This is a genomic window from Ligilactobacillus hayakitensis DSM 18933 = JCM 14209 (genome assembly GCF_000615845.1).
In the GTDB taxonomy this organism is placed as follows: Bacteria; Bacillota; Bacilli; order Lactobacillales; family Lactobacillaceae; genus Ligilactobacillus; species Ligilactobacillus hayakitensis.
In genome coordinates this window covers 18400-31421 of record NZ_BAML01000002.1, presented here as the reverse complement: position 1 = coordinate 31421, position 13022 = coordinate 18400, and the positions used below count along the sequence as shown (strand labels likewise).

Annotated in this window: 12 protein-coding genes and 1 pseudogene; all 13 read right to left on the bottom strand. The window is 35.1% G+C overall.

All coding sequences use genetic code 11. The features are described from left to right. Nucleotides 1-139: 139 nt before the first annotated feature. Nucleotides 140-1099 carry a ribose-phosphate diphosphokinase gene (locus JCM14209_RS00750; RefSeq protein ID WP_025021739.1) on the bottom strand — a complete coding sequence of 320 codons (960 nt, stop codon included), beginning with the start codon at nt 1097-1099 and terminating at the stop codon, nt 140-142. 113 nt (nt 1100-1212) lie between these two features. Next, the gene (locus JCM14209_RS00745; RefSeq protein WP_025021738.1) at nt 1213-1854 is read right to left on the bottom strand and encodes a YigZ family protein; all 642 of its coding nucleotides are present in this window, start codon (nt 1852-1854) and stop codon (nt 1213-1215) included. A gap of 113 nt (nt 1855-1967) precedes the next feature. Then, nucleotides 1968-2780, bottom strand: a complete 813-nt coding sequence (locus JCM14209_RS00740; RefSeq protein ID WP_025021737.1) for a MetQ/NlpA family ABC transporter substrate-binding protein — start codon at nt 2778-2780, stop codon at nt 1968-1970. 43 nt (nt 2781-2823) lie between these two features. Next, a complete protein-coding gene (locus JCM14209_RS00735) occupies nt 2824-3510 on the bottom strand; it encodes a methionine ABC transporter permease (RefSeq protein WP_025021736.1) in 687 nt (228 codons plus the stop codon). Then, nucleotides 3503-4546: a methionine ABC transporter ATP-binding protein gene (locus tag JCM14209_RS00730; RefSeq protein WP_025021735.1), complete on the bottom strand. Its 1044-nt coding sequence runs from the start codon at nt 4544-4546 to the stop codon at nt 3503-3505. Before JCM14209_RS00730 ends, JCM14209_RS00735 begins: the two co-directional genes overlap by 8 nt. 371 nt (nt 4547-4917) lie before the next feature. Further along, nucleotides 4918-7027, bottom strand: a pseudogene (locus JCM14209_RS08710) (putative ornithine decarboxylase). Nucleotides 7028-7144: 117 nt separating this feature from the next. Next, the gene (locus tag JCM14209_RS00720) at nt 7145-7867 is read right to left on the bottom strand and encodes a DUF1129 domain-containing protein (protein ID WP_025021734.1); all 723 of its coding nucleotides are present in this window, start codon (nt 7865-7867) and stop codon (nt 7145-7147) included. Nucleotides 7868-7887: 20 nt separating this feature from the next. Next, nucleotides 7888-8988, bottom strand: a complete 1101-nt coding sequence (gene ychF, locus JCM14209_RS00715; RefSeq protein WP_025021733.1) for a redox-regulated ATPase YchF — start codon at nt 8986-8988, stop codon at nt 7888-7890. A gap of 23 nt (nt 8989-9011) precedes the next feature. Further along, nucleotides 9012-9203 (bottom strand): DUF951 domain-containing protein, encoded by a 192-nt coding sequence (locus tag JCM14209_RS00710; RefSeq protein WP_025021732.1) that lies wholly within the window; start codon nt 9201-9203, stop codon nt 9012-9014. Between the two features lie 13 nt (nt 9204-9216). After that, nucleotides 9217-10098: a ParB/RepB/Spo0J family partition protein gene (locus tag JCM14209_RS00705; RefSeq protein ID WP_025021731.1), complete on the bottom strand. Its 882-nt coding sequence runs from the start codon at nt 10096-10098 to the stop codon at nt 9217-9219. Then, complete coding sequence (locus JCM14209_RS00700; RefSeq protein ID WP_025021730.1) at nt 10091-10855, bottom strand: ParA family protein; 765 nt, start codon at nt 10853-10855, stop codon at nt 10091-10093. Before JCM14209_RS00700 ends, JCM14209_RS00705 begins: the two co-directional genes overlap by 8 nt. 19 nt (nt 10856-10874) lie before the next feature. Continuing rightward, nucleotides 10875-11600 (bottom strand): 16S rRNA (guanine(527)-N(7))-methyltransferase RsmG, encoded by a 726-nt coding sequence (gene rsmG, locus JCM14209_RS00695; RefSeq protein ID WP_025021729.1) that lies wholly within the window; start codon nt 11598-11600, stop codon nt 10875-10877. Nucleotides 11601-11770: 170 nt separating this feature from the next. After that, nucleotides 11771-13018, bottom strand: coding sequence for a sensor histidine kinase (locus JCM14209_RS00690; protein ID WP_025021728.1), 1248 nt, complete (start codon nt 13016-13018; stop codon nt 11771-11773). Between the last annotated feature and the right edge of the window lie 4 nt (nt 13019-13022).

The window sequence follows — 13022 nt, the reverse complement described above, 5'->3', positions numbered from 1 at the left end:
AAAAAAACCTATCAAATCAGAATTTGTAATACCGACTTAATAGGACACCTATCTAATCTTTCTTTTTTTATTATACATTATAAAATATAATATCGCACAACAAAAAAGGCTAGAAATCCTTGATTCTAGCCTTTTTTTATTAAATTTCGTGTTTTTGGAATAATGTATCAACTGATTTATTGTGATAAATCAATGATAATGCCTTTGCAAACGTAGGCGCTGCAGAAAGTACCTTTAATTGAGAGAATTGTTTTTCTTCTGGAATGGCAATTGTATCTGTTACAACCACTTCTTTATATTCACTAGCTGCTAAGTCTTGAGCGGCATTGCCAGAGAAAATCGCATGAGTTGCACAAGCATAAATATCGTTAGCACCAGCGGCTTTTAATGCTTTTGCCGCGTCTACCATCTTACCACCAGTATCAATCATATCGTCAAAGACAATACAATCTTTTCCTTTAACATCCCCAATAACATGAGAATCTGTAATATCTGTTAAACGTTGTGAATCTCGCTTATCCACAATTGCAATTGGTGCTTTTAATAATTGTGCCAAATTACGCGCTTGTTTAACCCCATTGTGATCTGATGATACGACCACAACATCTTTTAAGTTCAAACTCTTGAAATAATCTGCTTGGAAAAAGATAGCTAATAAATGATCAACTGGAATGTTAAAGAATCCTTGTAATTGTCCGGCGTGTAAATCCATTGAAATAACACGGTCTGCTCCAGCTAATTGAATCAAATTGGCAATTAATTTAGCAGTAATTGGTTCACGTGAACGCGCTTTACGGTCTGATCTCGCATATCCATAATATGGAATAACAACATTAACTGTTCCTGCACTCGCACGGCGAAGCGCATCAATCATAACCATAATTTCCATAAAGTTTTCATTTACGGGATCTGAAATTGATTGAATAACAAACACATCGTTTCCACGGATACTTTCATCAATATTAATTTGGATTTCTCCATCACTAAAGTGTTTTACAGATGCTTCGCTCAATTCCACACCCATTTTAGCAGCAATTTTTTCTGCTAACTCTGGATTAGAGTTTAAAGCAAATAATTTAATGCCTTTATTATCTTGCATTTTTTAATTTCCTCCATAAAGGTACATTTCACCTTAATAATACTTTCATTATACGGTATTTATGATTAAATTTCTATCTCATTCCAAAATTGAAAGCGTTATACTAACGAATTTTATTTATATAATTCAACCGGAACTTCAACATAACTTTCATCACCCTTATCGATTGTCACTTGCCCGTTCATTAAATCAACAATAGAAGCAATAAATTCTTCAACATCTGGTGTATCCACAGATGTTACTGCAGTAACATCGGCTGCAAATTGGGTATCTACAAGATGGATCTTTTCAGTTTCTAAATAATTTTGCAGTTTTCCCCATTGTGAATAACTAACCGTTAGATTTACTTGGGTTTGAACAACTTTTTTCACAACCCCAATTTCTTCAATGGCATGAGAAGTCGCATTACTATATGCCCGAATCAAGCCTCCCGCACCTAATTTGATTCCCCCAAAGTAACGGGTAACAACCGCGGTGACATTATGTAATTCTAGATTTTTTAAAACTTCCAAAATCGGCACACCCGCTGTCCCTGAAGGCTCGCCGTTATCGCTTGCTCGTTGAATTTCATCGTTTAATCCACACATATAGGCATAGCAATTATGGGTTGCTTTTCTATGCTTTGTTGAAATTTTTTCCACAAACTCGCGTGCTTGTTCTTCGGTTTCTGTTCGTGCCACGGCACAAATAAACTGTGATTTTTTAATAATAATCTCAGCTTCACCATCTTCTTTCAAAGTTAAATACGGCTTCATTTCCTCCACGTTTATTCACTTCCTTTTTTTCGTTTTTCATATTTTTATTATACTACATCTCATTAAAAAAAGAGGATAAGCGCTTTGCTCATCCTCTTTTGATTGGCTACTAATTATTTTGCAGCAGGTAAAACTCCACCATCGAATTCTTTTTTAATCCAATTTTGAGTTTCTTTTGATTGTAATGCCTTCATTAATTTCTTAACAGCAGGCTTGTTTTGGTCGCCTTTACGAACAGCTACCATATTTGCGTATGGAGAATTTTTCTTTTCGATTGCGATTGAATCTTTAGCTGGATTTAAACCTGATTGTACTGCGTAGTTAGCATTAATTACATACGCTGCATCTTTACCTTCTTTGTATAAGCGAGGTAATAATTTAGCTTCATATGAGTGCTTGAATTTTAAGTTCTTTTTGTTTGTTGCAATATCGTTAAATGTTGCAGTTTGAATATTTGTTCCCTTCTTCAAAGTGATTAAACCGGCATCTTTGAAGATTGTTAAGATACGACCGTAGTCAGCCACGTTTGAAGACACAATCACTGTTGATCCCTTTGGAAGATCTTTTAGACTCTTATATTTCTTTGAATATACGGCAATTGGTTCTAAGTGAACGTTACCAGCTGAAACTAATGAGCCATTGTTCTTTTTGTTCCAGTTGTTTAAAAATGGAATGTGTTGGAAGTAGTTTGCATCCAATTCTTTATTTGCCAAAGCTTTATTAGGCATAATGTAATCATCGTATTTTTTGATTTCTAGGTTAACGCCTTCTTTTTTCAATTGTGGCTTAACGTGTTCTAGAATTTTTGCGTGAGGTGTTGGTGAAGCACCAACAGTAAGTGTTGTGTCTGCACTAGCAGTACTTGTTGCTAAAAATGCTGCAGCTGCAAATGATGCAACTAAACCAAAAATTGTTCTTTTTTTCATAAAATTATTCCTCCAAAATAGATATTTTTTAATTAATTATTAATTAACGTTTATCAATTCGTTTTACTGCAAAATCACCTATCCATTGGAAGGTAAATACAATTAAAACGATAATTACAGTTGCGACTAGTGTAATCGCATTGTTATATGATTGGAACCCATCAGTATAGGCTAATTGTCCTAAACCACCGGCACCAATTGCCCCAGCCATTGCTGTGTATCCAATCAATGAAATTGCAGTTACTGTAATTCCAGATACTAAAGCTGGAAGTGCTTCTGGCACTAATACTTTTGTAATAACTTGCCACTTTGTTGAACCCATTGCTTCAGCAGCTTCAATTACGCCTTGATCAACTTCGTGAAAAGCAATTTCAACTAAACGCGCATAAAATGGTGCGGCAGATACCACCAATGAAGGTACGGCTGCCTTGGCCCCTGTAATTGATCCCACAAGAACTTGCGTTACCGGCAAGAGTAAAACAATTAAAATGATAAATGGAATTGAACGGAAAATATTAACAAAAATTGATACAAGCCAATTCAATACTTTAATTACCGGATTAGCTTTGCCTGAAGTTTCAAATAGAAGCAACCCTAGTAATAATCCTAAAATTGCAACAATTAAAACTGATACTACTGTAATCCAAATCGTTTCCCATGTTGCAGATCCCATATCATTCCAATTTACATTACTAAATTGAAAGTATGATGCTAAACCTTGGTTATCCATTTGTAATCACCTTCGCTTCCACTTTATTTTCTTCAAAGAATGCTAATGCTCCTTTAATATCTTCATCATCGCCGACAAGTTGAATGAACAAGTTTCCAATTGTCCCTTTCTTATCTGAAATTTGATGAATTGATCCTTCTAAAATACTTAATTCTAAATTAGGATATTTGCGAAGCATCGTTGATACAACTGGTAATTTAACACGATCACCATGAAAGCGTAATGAAACTAACTTACCTTCTGGATATTTTTCAAGTAATTGTTCAACGACTTCATGAACATCTGGCGTATTATTAGTATCAACTTCAGCGTTAACAAAGCGTTTAGTTAAGTCTTCTTTTGGATTAGTAAAGACTTCTGAAACCGGCCCTTTTTCAATCACTTTTCCGTATTCCATAACTGCTACTGTATCAGCTAAGCGACGGATAACATGCATTTCATGCGTGATAATTACAATTGTTAGGTTTAATTTCTTATTGATTTCTTCCATTAAATCTAACACTTCATCTGTTGTTTGCGGATCCAAAGCACTTGTAGCTTCATCAGAAATTAAGATTTCTGGGTCATTAGCTAACGCCCGTGCAATTCCCACACGTTGCTTTTGTCCACCAGATAATTGTGATGGATAAGCATGAATTCTTTCACCCAAACCTACAAGACTAGCTAATTCTTTGGCTTTTTTTATTCTTTGTTCCTTAGGAACTTTAGCTAATTCTAAAGGATACATAATGTTTTCAAGGACTGTTCGTGACCAAAGTAAGTTAAAATGTTGGAAGATGATTCCGATTTTTTTACGTTGCTCGCGTAAATCCTTGCCTTTTAAATTGTCAATTCGTGTGCCATTAACAATTACTTCACCTTCAGTCGGTGTTTCTAAACCATTCAACATTCTAACTAATGTACTTTTACCGGCACCAGAGAAACCGACAATCCCAAAAACTTCTCCTTTGTTAATTGTCAGGTTCACATCCTTAACCGCATGGACATTTCCATCAGCTGTATTGAAGGTTTTAGAAATATTCTTAAATTCAATCATTTCAATCCCTCATTTCTCTAAATAAAAAACGCGATTTTCATCACAAAGGACGAAAACCGCGTTACCACCTTAATTCGTTACTGATTCACATCAGCAACCTCAATTGCTTAATTAAGCTCAATTATATCGTAATTAACGGAATAACAGCCTTCCATCATTAATTAATGACTCGACCATTACTCGACTCCGAGGCCATTCTCACCGACTCCATATGCTTCCTTTCACCTTACGAAGCTCTCTTTTGATACTTTATCGGATCTCTTCTCATCAACGTCTTATATATTTGATTATCTATGATTTTATACACTATTAAATAATTTGTCAATTAAAAAATGAGAATTTTTTTAATCTTTTTTTAAATTATTCGGATTTTATAGAACAAATCCCTTAGCGTGGGTCTTACCATTAATTTTTTCAAGGTATACCCCTTGGATTTCCGGATCAAAACCTGGGAATAAATCAATGGCTCCCATTAAAATCTTAAAATAATCAACATCAATTTTTTGCCAACGTTCACCTGGAGCTACGATAAATACTCCTGGTGGATAAGGAAGGGCTCCTTCAAGAGCAATTCGACCTTCAATCTCCTCTAAATCTACTAATTCTCCATGATTTTTCATGAATAATTTATCCGCTTTAGCAGGCGTATATTCAAAATCACTCATATTGTCTTTTAAAAATAATGCTTGTTGCACTTTAAAAGTATCATGTAATTTGTAATATTCATGCATTTCTTGGCAAAGTTGGCGAATGGTATATCCTTCATAGCGTGCTTGATTTTGTCGATATAACCGTGGCAAGACTTCTTGAAGTGGTGCATCCCGTAAGTAGAATTCTTCAAATTCTAAAAAGCTTGTTAATAATGCATCTAAGTCTTCATCTTTTTCTCCTGGGGTTAATAAGAATAAAGTTGAATATAAATCTGACTTACAATCTATTACCCGTTTTTCTGTTAGATATGCGCCAACGACTACGCCCGGAATCCCTGTTTTTTCATAGCGACCATTTTTTAAATCAATCCCTGGAGAAACTACGGTTAATTTTAATGGACTGATAATCGCTTCGTTTTGATCAATTCCTTTAAAACCATGCCAACTATCATCTGAACTCATCTTCCAATAATCAAGATTATTTGCTAGCGTTTGATTTGGCAATTCTTCCCATTTTCCATCTTCAATTTCATGAGGATTCAACGTTTTAAACAAGGTTGATTTTTGCGCTAATTCTTTGCGGAATTTAATTCCTTTAAGCATCGCTTCTTGCCACCAAATTTTAGGCGCATTCCCACTCGCTAAGGCTGTATTTACCGTCAATGATGCATAAATTGGGTATGAATAACTAGTTGTCACATACTTCAAATATGAATTATTAAAATGTTTATGATCAACATAGCGTTTTTGACCTTTGATATGGGCATCTTTTTTTAATATCTGTGAAGTTTGCGCTAAACCTGCTTGTTGTTTATGAATTGATTGTGTGACCAAAATGCCTGGGTCATCTGGTCCATATGTATATTGAAGGGGTGAAAGTTCTTTCATAACATCAACAAACTGTTCATACCCACCCCAAGCACAATCAAATAAGATGTAATCGCAAAGATGTCCGATTTTTTCTAGGAACCATTTAGCGTTATAAAATACCCCATCAAATGTTTCCAGTTGTAAAACTGATAATCTAAACGGACGTTTTTGCTTTGCTTTTTTTGGATCCACCTTAGCGATTTCTTGTCTAATATTTACTTCAGAAATATCGCCTAAAACTGGACCAATCAACTAAGGGATTACGACTTGTTTTAAGATAAACTGGTTTTGCTCCAGTCATCACTAATGCACTATTATAGAGTGATTTATGATTATTGCGATCAAATAAAACTAAATCATCCTCATCTAAAAGCGCATTCGCACAAATTGTATTTGAACTTGTAGTTCCGTTAGTAACGTAATATACCTTGTCTGCATTAAAAGATTTAGCTGCTTGTTGTTGCGAATCGAGTGGTGTTCCTCCATGAGTTAGCGTATCACCCAGTTCGGCTACCGTATCAGAAACATCGGCTTTCAAAAAGTTATCTCCGAAAAACTCCTTAAAAACCACCCCGGCTGGATGCTTTTCATAAAATTGACCATTATGATGTCCCGGAGTTGTATAACTAACTGGATTTTCATCCGCAAAATTAATTAAATCTCGTAAAAATCCAGGAACCACTTGACTTTCATATTCACGCGCCAACTGATCAACTTGCTTTTGAATTTCACTTCGACTATTACCTTTACTTGGATCAATTAATATTACCGGAACATCCAAGCCTGAATTCATGGTTAAGTCTTGGACTCGCATCGCGGCTTTTTCATCTACTTTTGGAATCACAAATGCGGCCACTTTTGCTGCTGTAATCTCTTGATAGATATCTATTGATTGCCAAGGAAGACTGACATATTCTTCAGTTGTTTTTGTAGTTCCTATTTTTAATATCTTAGTTTGCATCAAGCTATCCTTTCTTTTGCGTAAATTTTTATCATGACCATTATAGCACGCAATGCTTTTATTTTTGCATACAAAAAGCTAGCTTACGTTTCAATAAAATAAGCTAGCTTTGATTAATTATTTTTTATTATTATCATTTGTTTGGCGCGCTAAATCAGCTGGATTTGGAATATCCAAACGTTTTTTAACATAAATACGCACTGCAAAAGCGATAATTGCTAAGGTTGCATAAGCTACAGGTGGTAGCACAACATTTACAGATGGCGGAATAATTCCGACAAGGCCAAACACCGCCATCCAAGCAGCCACTAAAATAATCACGTTTAAAATCACACGACCCCAGTTACGTTGCTTTTGTTGTCCTAACATTTGACGATAGAAATAACCTAATCCGATTCCGGCAACAACTGATGTTGCGATTAAAGTAATGATACCCGCATTTGTTTGGTTACTATTCTTAGAGAACACACCAAAAATTGCATACATCGCACAGAATAAAGCAAACATCATTAAGCCGTTATCTAATGCCATTTCCCATAAAGTTGGAATTTTAGCTGGCTTCTTTGGTCCGGCAATGATTTCATCTGCTTTTTTTGTTACAGGGCCATAAAGCTTAGTTGCGACAATCCCTGTTTTTTGCTTCTCTAATAATTCAGCATGCACCTTAGATAGTGCTTCATTTTTTTGCGCATACTTACGTTGATCAAGTTCTTTGTCCAAATGGAACATGTAGTCTTGATTTTTCTTTGTTAAATCTGTGAAATCAACTACGGCTGGTTTAACATCTGCTTGTTGTTTTGCCGCTTCGTTTTTTTCACGTGCAGTTTTTTCTTCTGCCATTTTTAATCCTCCAATAACGATTAAACGTTAAATCTAAATTCGATAATGTCGCCATCTTGAACTACATATTCTTTACCTTCAAGACGTAAACGACCGGCTTCTTTAACAGCTTGCATACTACCGTATTTGTCTAAATCTTCAAATGATGCAACTTCGGCACGGATAAATCCACGTTCAAAATCTGAGTGAATTACCCCCGCAACTTGAGGAGCCTTCATACCTGCTTTAAATGTCCAAGCACGAGTTTCCTTACCACCAGCAGTGAAGAATGTAGCCAAGCCTAATAACTTGTATGAAGCACGAATTAATCGGTCTAAACCTGATTCAGTTACTCCTTCAGCTTCTAAGAATTCTTGTTTTTCATCATCTGGTAATTCAGCAATTTCTTCTTCTGTTCGTGCTGAAACGGCTAACGCTTGTGAACCTTCATCTTCAGCAAACTTCTTGATTTGTTGGTAGTATTCACTTGCTTCTGGATCTGCCATATCATCTTCAGCGATATTAGCAACATATAATACTGGTTTTGAAGTTAATAAAAAGAAACTCTTAACTAATTTCTTTTCTTCATCGTTAAATTCAATGCTTCTAACAGCCTTTCCTTCTTCAAGCACTGGTTTAATCTTTTGAAGTAATGCAAATTCTGCTAATGCATCCTTGTCTTTTGTACGCGCAATTTTTTCCACACGTGCATAACGTTTATTAACTGAATCTAAGTCAGCTAAAACTAATTCCATGTTGATTGTGTCAATATCATCTAATGGGTCAACCTTGTTAGAAACGTGAGTGATATTTTCATCATCAAATGCACGTACAACATGTACAATTGCATCTACTTGGCGAATGTTTTCCAAGAATTTGTTTCCTAAACCTTCACCTTTGCTAGCACCCTTAACAATCCCAGCAATATCAGTAAATTCAAAAGTTGTGTGAACAATCTTTTTCGCAGGGATAATTTCATCAATCCGTGCTAAACGACTATCTGGAACTTCAACCATCCCGACATTAGGATCAATTGTCGCAAATGGATAGTTTGCCATTTCTGCTCCTGCTTTTGTAATTGCGTTAAAAAGTGTTGATTTCCCAACGTTAGGTAAACCAACGATACCTGCAGTTAATGCCATAATTTATTCCTCTTTTCTGATAATTAATCTTCATTAGAAGATTTTTCTAAAACTTTTTTCATTCTTTTTTCAAAATCGCGCCGAGTCATCATTAATAAACGTTGACACTCTGTACATTTAATCTTGATGTCTGCTCCCATACGTACGATTTCCCAGCGATTAGCTCCACATGGATGTGGCTTTTTCATTTCAACAATATCATGTAAGTCATACATTGTTTTTTCCTCACTAATCTAAGTTAATATTTAAAATTTCAAGAATTCGATTAAAATCTTCAATGTTGCTATAATCGATTTCAATCTTACCTTTGCCTTGTTTGGCGCCTTCTTTAACGATAACTTTAGTACCAAATTTTGCTTGAAGCAAGTCTTCTGTTTGCTTATAAAATGGAGAAAATTCAGATTGTTTTTCCTTTTTTTCTACTTTTGGTTCTGCATGATTAAGTTTTGCGACTAATTGTTCTAACTGCCGCACCGTTAAGTTTTCCGCAATGGTCTTTTTAGCGACATCAACGACCTTATCTTTATCTTTTAAGGCTAATAATGTTCTAGCTTGTCCCATTGATAATTCACCATTTTGCAACATTTGCTTAACTTCATTTGGTAAACCTAATAAACGCAAATAATTAGCGATATATGGACGTGATTTTCCTAAGCGTTCTGAAACTTGCACCTGCGTTAAATTGAGGCGTTCCATCAATGTACTGTAAGCTTGTGCTTCTTCAAGGGGCGTTAAGTCTTCACGTTGTAAGTTTTCTAAAACTGCAATTTCCATCATTTGTTCTTCGTTAAATTCTTTCACAATTGCGGGAATGGTTTCTTTTTTAGCTAACTTAGAAGCCCTAAAACGACGTTCACCGGCAATAATTTCATAACCTAAAACACTTGATTTCCGTACAATAATTGGTTGAAAAACCCCCGACTTTTGGATTGAATCTGCAAGTTCTTGTAAGGCTTGTTCATCAAATACTTTTCGTGGTTGATATGGATTAGGACGAATTTCATCTAAACGAATTTCCGTTACCTTGCTTGGATCATCTTGTACTTCTTGCGCGAAATCTTGAAATAAAGCATCGATTCCTCGTCCAAGACCTTTAGTTCCTTTATTCATGAGCTCTTAATACCTCCTTAGTTAAGGATTGATATTCTTGAGCACCGCGAGATTTAGGATCATAGTCAATAATTGACAATCCATGACTTGGTGCCTCTGATAAGCGAACGTTTCTAGGAATAACCGTTGTGTAAACTTTATCTTTAAAGAATTTCTTCACTTCAGCCACAACTTGTTGTCCTAAGTTGGTTCTTGCATCTAACATTGTCATTAAGACTCCTTCAATTTGAAGGTTAGGATTGAAGTGTTTTTGAACCAAATGAATCGTATTCATCAATTGGCTCAACCCTTCCAAAGCATAATATTCGCTTTGAACCGGAATTAAAATTGAATCACTTGCTGTAAAAGCATTGATTGTTAATAAGCCTAATGAAGGTGGACAATCAATGATAATAAAATCATACTCTGCTTTAACTTCTTGTAAGGCAGCATATAATTTCTTTTCGCGTGCCATTTGAGCTGTTAATTCAATTTCTGCCCCCGCTAACTGAATTGTTGCAGGGACAACATCTAGATTTTCTTTTTCTGATTTCATGATTGCTTGACGAATTGGTAATTCGTTGACAATAACATCATATACATCATTTTGAATTGCGCTTTTACGAATTCCAATCCCACTGGTTGCGTTTCCTTGCGCATCAGTATCAACAAGTAAGACTTTTTTTCCAAAATCAGCTAAACATGCCCCCAAGTTTACACTGGTTGTTGTTTTTCCAACGCCACCTTTTTGGTTAGCAATGGCAATCACTGTTCCCATAATTAATCCCCCTTCTTAATTATTCAACTGGCTGTTTATTAGGTGTTCCCGGTTTTCTTGGATATTTCTTTGGTGTGTCATCAATTTTTGCAATAACTACAATATGACGTTCGTCATCTCCAACTGGAAGATTAACTTGGGTATCAGAGATTAATTCTCCCCCCATCACTTTAATTGCTTTATTAGCGACTTCAAGTTCGTCTTGCGTTTTTTGAGCTTTTAACGCAATAAAACGACCCCCGACTTTTGCTAAAGGCAAGCACAATTCAGTCAATACCGACATTCTAGCCACCGCTCTCGCAGTTACCACGTCATATTTTTGGCGATGAACACTTTTTTTACCGCCAAATTCTTCGGCACGAGCATGATGGAAATGAACTTTTTTTAAGCCTAATTTTCCAACTAATTCTTGTAAAAATTTAATTCGTTTATTTAATGAATCCACAATCGATACTTCTAATTGTGGAAAAACAATTTTAACGGGAAGACTAGGAAAACCTGCTCCTGCCCCCACATCACATAAGGTTAATTCTTCTGTTTGTAAATCTTTAACAGTTAATGCAAGTAATAATGAATCATAGAAATGCTTTAAATACACTTCTTTTTCATCAGTAATTGCAGTTAAATTTAAATTCTTATTAGTTTCAACAAGAAATTCATAATAAGTCGCAAATTGTTGCATTTGTTCATCACTTAACTCAATTCCTTGCTTAGCTAATGCTTGACGAAATTCTTCTGGCGTCATAGAATCCTCCTTAACATTCGTGAAACATACGTGTTTCACATATCATTTTTAGTTTACGTGATTTAAAGATAAAATACAAGAACTACGAAAGAAAAAGCTGGAAAATCTTCCCAGCTTTTTTCATCATTATTCTTTTATATTTATATTAGTTTACAAGAAAAACAAGCTATTTATTGTGGCGAATTCTTAGTCAACTTAAAACTAACCACAAATTCGATTTGCTCATTTGTATTATTCCCTGAAATTTTTCCTTGGAAAATACGCACCACTTCATTAGCCATTGATAATCCGATTCCGTAGCCACTTTTTTCAACACTATGTGATTGATCATCACGATAAAATCGCTCAAAGAAGCGTGACACATTGATTTTCTCACTATTTTTATGCGTATTAGCTACCTTCAAAATTGCGTTTTGACCTAATTTACCTTTAAGAAGACTCACTGTAATCTTTCCGTTATCATCACAATATTTCACAGCGTTATCAATTAAAATATTGACCATTTCTTGTAAGGTGTTTGCTTCTGCTTGGATGAATAAATTAGGGGTAACGTTAAGTTCAAACGTTTTATTTTCAACTTGCGCAATGGTTTGGAAATTTTTAGCTGCCTCCAAGACAATTTTTGAATAATCAATCGGGTGCATTTCAATGCTTTTATTTTCTTCAAATCTAGCAAGAGTCACTAGGCGGCTAATTAAATTATTTAACCGGACAATCTGTTCTTTATTACTCTTTGTCCACTCGGATTCATCACCCATTAATTCTTGCATCTCTGTATTAGCTGAAATTACAGCCAGTGGCGTCTTTAACTCGTGACTGGCATTGGTAATGAATTCTTTTTGTTTTTGATAAGCTCGAATTGTCGGTTTAATCGCTTGTTTTGAAAAGGCACTAATAATTAGCGTAAATACAATCATACTAATAATCCCTAAATATAACCCCAACCGGGTGACCGCCCGCGCATTTTCTAAAATATTACTTTCATCTAATAAAACTAAGATTTTTCCTTCCGGCGTATCTTTTAAACGATATGCAAATCCCGTACGATTATAAATAATATCTCCTGTAACTTCTTTATCAACAATTATTTTCTTAGTTATCTTTTTAATTTCATCTTGCGATAAGGTATTGATATGACGTTTATCAACGGCGATAATTTCACTATTTTTATCTAAAAAAACACTAAAATAGCGATATTGATAAATGCTTTCTGGCGTATATTTGGGTCCTAATCTTTTTTTAGCTTCTTTTCCCGGTAACATTCCGCGGTTTTCTGTTAAAATATCTAGCACATTACTAATTTCATTACGGGCATTAATATAAGTTACTGACACCATGCCCCCAATTACAGTAATTAAGACTAATAATAATGAAAAAGCAGCCATTAAAATAAATTTTTTTCTTAGCCTTTGTATCATTTTA